Raw genomic sequence first — 4,474 nt, 5'->3', positions numbered from 1 at the left:
AGTTGCATAAAAAAATCCGATGACATGGGGTCATCGGATTTTGATCCTTTCAGTGAGATCGTCAAGCGATCTGTCTTAACTGATCGGCATTAGCCCACGGGACAGCTTTTTATGTATATTCCAGGCTAAATCCGCGCCGGTATCGTTACTGTGGGTAAAGTCGGCTCCATGCTGCAACAGGAAGTACACCATTTCAAAGTCGTTGATGGCAGCAGCGTATTGCAAGGCGTTACTTCCAGGCCCATCGACAGCATTCACATTTGCATCGTGATCCAGCAGGATCTCAACAGCCTCCTTATTGCCTTCTCCTACGGCCTGAAACAAGGCGGGCTCTTGATTACGATCCACACTGTTGGGATCCCCACCGGCCTCAAGTAACATTTTCAGCCAATCAGTATCCTCATTCCCGGCTACAGCCGTAATCGCATTGTCACCATTCGCTCGCTTAAAGTTAGCGTCGGCCCCAAGTTTGAGTGCCAAAGCCACCGCCGCTTTATCCTGCTGTAAAATAAGCCATAGCAGAGGGGTAATATCCTCGTCACCATGAATATTGAGGTCTTGTCCATCAGTTAACGCTGCTCTGGCCTCTTTTTCATGGCCTTGCTGAATATGCTGAAGTACCGTCACCATTTCCGGCTTAAAAAACTGCTCAGCATCCATCTGTGACGCCACCCAAACCAAAGAACAGAGCACACATGCCAACCGCATACTTAAGCCAGACAAAGCGCAGAACACCACTAATTCTCGAACGCTTGGTAACCAGCTCTTCCCTCTTTAGCCCAACGAGTTTGTACTTCTGCAGGAGATGGCGGGGGAAATCTCACCCCTTGCTCCAAAAGGAAAGCTTTAACCTTCAATAACCACTGATAATTGTCACTGTTCGCGTTAAACAGTTTTTTTTGTTCGATATCATGGATAATCCAGGCCAAATCAACTCCACCATTGGAGTATTGCCTATAATCTCCACCATGATTGAGGATGAAATAAACCAGCTCCCATTGGTTGATAAAAGCGGCATGAAGCGCGGAGTTTATCTCTGAGGCATCAATGGCATTAAGATCAGCACCGTATTTCTGTAACACTCTTACAGCCTCTATATTAGATTCCCCAATCGCCTGAAATACAGCCGGCTCTCTGTTATGATCAATACTATTGGCATCTCCGCCTGCCGCCAATAATATTTCAAGCAACTCAATATCTTTGCCCCCTGCGACAAAAGTAATAACATTGCCACCATCAGCCTGTGGAAAATTTGGATCTGCCCCTAGTTCCAATGCGAGCTTTATCGCGTGCTTATCATTTTGTGTAATAAGCCAAAGCAGCGGCGTAATATCTTCTTCGCCATGCATATTAAGGTCTAATCCTTCCACTATCATGGCGCGTGCTTCTTTTTCTCGCCCTTGCTGAATGTGCTTTATTAACTGAACCATTTCAGGCTTAAAAAACTGTTCGGCATCCATCTGTTTTCCTCCTACTCCACAAGCACTGAGTACACCCGCTATCAATAAGCCAAGCCAATGCCCCTTCTTCAGTTTCATCATGACTTCTGTTACCTTTTCGATTCATGCTAACCAGTAAGCGTTGTAATATCCTCACGCTTCTGTGTTTCAATACCTGCCACAACCTGCGCCATACCATGGCGAGTTGCGGGGTTCCATCCGCTTCCCTCCAACGAATGCATTTTCCCCGGCGCGCTTGGAAGCGTATCCCGAGCCATCAATACACCGCTGGCCAACAGTCCAAGACCAGTACCAACTGGACCAAACAGGCTCCCAATTCCTCCCAGAAGCCCAGGCAGTAACACTCCTCGCAACTTCTGCCCGCCTGTCAATATTTCACCATTGACCGCCTGAGTCTGGATCAATCCATCTATTTCGGCCATCGGCAGGCCACCAAAACGTTCAACTGTCTTTGGATGAAGTCCTGCTGCATTGAAAGTGTAACCAGGAATTCCCGTTGCTCCGACAGCACTGGCCGCTAAGCCACCTCCAAGAGAATGACCCACAATAACAAGTTGTTGCTCCAAATGAGGTGACATTGATGCTTGCCTGGCCAGCTTCATGGCTTGGTTATATTGCTTGGATTCGATTCCCATTCCCTGTTTAGCATTAGTTATCCAATCTTTCTTACCTGTTACTCGATTATTGGTTCCCCTGAATGTCAACATGGTTTCGTCGTTGATGGCTGATTTGAATAGCCCGGCGCCGAAACCAGTTTCTTTGTCCGAAAAGACAGCATTATTCAATCCCGGAATTTTGCTGGTATCCACAGCTTCCAAGCCCAAAGGCGGTTCTGGTAGTTCGCTGATGTGTCCCCGCTTGAATTCATCGACACGATACACATACTGGGCAGCTTCTGCTCGCAGTATATTGTCGTTATTGAAAGCCAATCTTTCCGACGCAGCCTTTTTGGCCGCCGATGCCGAGCCCGCATGACTTTGGCTCAATGCTTTACGGGCTTCATATCGCGCCTTGCGCTCAGCAACACTGTTGACCGGGTCATTCAGAAAAGACACCATCTCGCCGGCATCAGCCCATTGCATCACAGGCAATGCGGCTAAAGGCAGCAACTTGATGAAGGGTGCATTGTCTTTTGCCGCAGCCTCACCACAGGGATGCTCTGTCGACTGGTATGGCGTATCACCAATTAAGACGTCCCCGGAGCCTGCGGCTACCGAACCTCCACACCCGACAGCATCACCGTACCTGGCAGCCGCTTTACCATTGATAGACACATTCGCAGAGCCGGCAGAGATACTACGACCATGAATACCATGTGGCATTTTGGGACACGGGCAGGCGTGAAACAGGACCGAATCTCCCTTTCTGGCCGCTGGGATGCCATTGACGCTGACATCACCGCTTCCTGCCGTTATAGGTGTAGCGGGAAAGCATCCATGTCCTGCACAGCTATCGCCTATTCGGGCTGCTTTTGGCATACAGTTTCTCCCTTAACGCCTGTCAGCCAGATCGGGCTTGGTTGGCTCAGCGGGCGCTTCCGGATCGACAGCCTTGGGTTCCGTTGCTGTGCCAGGCGATCCACCTTCATTGATTTTGACTTTATTTCCGGAAATAGTGACGCCACCTGAGTCCAACTTGATAAAGCCACCCGGCCCCTTGATGGTCAATTCCTGACCGGCATCCAGCACAATGGTTTTTGCTTTCTGAGAACTGGCATTACCAACCTTAATCAGCAGATCTGCACCAATAATCCGTTCATCAGAAGCGGCGATATTGGTTTGGTTGCCCCCATCAATGCGAGTGATAAGCCCTCCCCCTATATAGCGCTTCATCGCACCGATTATCTTGTGAATGAAGTTCCGCCCGACCAACAACTGATGATCTCTGTCTGTCTTGGCAATATCGTCCTGCGCAACCTGGGTATGGCGGTTGTTTTTCACCAGTTGGAACTGATCCTGGCCTATGGTGATATGCTCATCCAAGCCGATTTCAGTTCGTTTGATGTTATTGATGACGCTATCCATGTCTTTTTGGGCATGGAGATAGATCTGCTCCCGGCTGGCCTCATCCTCAAACCTCAGTTCATTAAAACCTTCCCCTTTATGGGTTTGAGTTTTGAACAGTGTTCGGGTCTTGTGGTTAGGCAGCAGGTACGGGGTTGGATTGGCAGCATGATAAGTGCGGCCGGTAATGATAGGTTGATCCGGATCGCCTTCCAGAAAAGAGACTATCACTTCATGACCAATCCGCGGGATGGCCATAAAGCCGTACTGGCCACCGGCCCACCCCTGGCTGACTCGAACCCAACAGCTGCTGTGCTCATTTGCCTGGCCATATCTATCCCAAGGGAACTGCACTTTAACCCGGCCATATTTATCACAGAAGATTTCTTCATTCTTAGGCCCTACCACGGTAGCCATATGAGGACCCGTTACCAAGGGCTTGGTCTTGGGCATAGCCAACCAGGGAAGGTTACCCTCTATCGCATGAAAACCGTTTTGATATTGGGTCGGGGTAGTGTTGTTGGTTTCCTCTGCCGCAGCGCCCTGTACGCCATGATGTTTCACAGCCACCAGCAGCCAATCACGGTTGAATGCGGTATCCGGATGCTCGGCAAGGTTCATTTTCACTCCGGCACTGGCCGTCACAATACTTGATTGTCCTACGGCCGTTTCTGTGTCGTTGCGCAATGCTTGTAATCTGGCCGGTGTAAATAATCCCCCCTGAGCATCATCCTTGTAGCGTCCGGGGTAATCAAAATGCTCGTATTTATCCCCTGCGGCCGCTTGATGGAATGCCAACCGCTTGGCGGTTTCTGTTTGTAAAAAGCTATAAGCGGGCTTTTTGAAGCTGTAATCCTTGAGTTCGGCCTTGGCACTCGCCAGTTGCTTGGCGTAACTGAAGCTGCGGACAAAAGGTACTTCGCTGTCGCCGCCGCTCAAGGCGTTATAGGGGAATAGTTGTTTGGCCGCTGGCAGCTTGCTGGTGGCATCACAGAAAATCAGCGTATGTTT

4 protein-coding genes are annotated in these 4,474 nt (G+C 49.7%); all 4 read right to left on the bottom strand.

Annotated features, from left to right (window positions below; genetic code table 11):
- Window positions 1–75 precede the first annotated feature (75 nt).
- A complete protein-coding gene (locus tag ACMHXE_RS06850; protein ID WP_413731782.1) occupies window positions 76–660 on the bottom strand; it encodes an ankyrin repeat domain-containing protein in 585 nt (194 codons plus the stop codon).
- 77 nt (window positions 661–737) lie between these two features.
- Window positions 738–1,541 (bottom strand): ankyrin repeat domain-containing protein, encoded by an 804-nt coding sequence (locus tag ACMHXE_RS06845; RefSeq protein ID WP_101057686.1) that lies wholly within the window; start codon window positions 1,539–1,541, stop codon window positions 738–740.
- A gap of 26 nt (window positions 1,542–1,567) precedes the next feature.
- Window positions 1,568–2,938, bottom strand: a complete 1,371-nt coding sequence (locus ACMHXE_RS06840) for a PAAR domain-containing protein (RefSeq protein WP_101057688.1) — start codon at window positions 2,936–2,938, stop codon at window positions 1,568–1,570.
- A gap of 12 nt (window positions 2,939–2,950) precedes the next feature.
- On the bottom strand, window positions 2,951–4,474 hold a 1,524-nt coding region (gene tssI / locus ACMHXE_RS06835; RefSeq protein ID WP_413731779.1), incomplete at its 5' end, for a type VI secretion system tip protein TssI/VgrG.

Source organism: Shewanella sp. BJSY2023SW007, from assembly GCF_047314525.1.
Classification (GTDB): Bacteria; Pseudomonadota; Gammaproteobacteria; order Enterobacterales; family Shewanellaceae; genus Shewanella; species Shewanella chilikensis.
The sequence above is the reverse complement of the archived record's forward strand: the minus strand, read 5'-3'. Positions and strand labels throughout refer to the sequence as shown.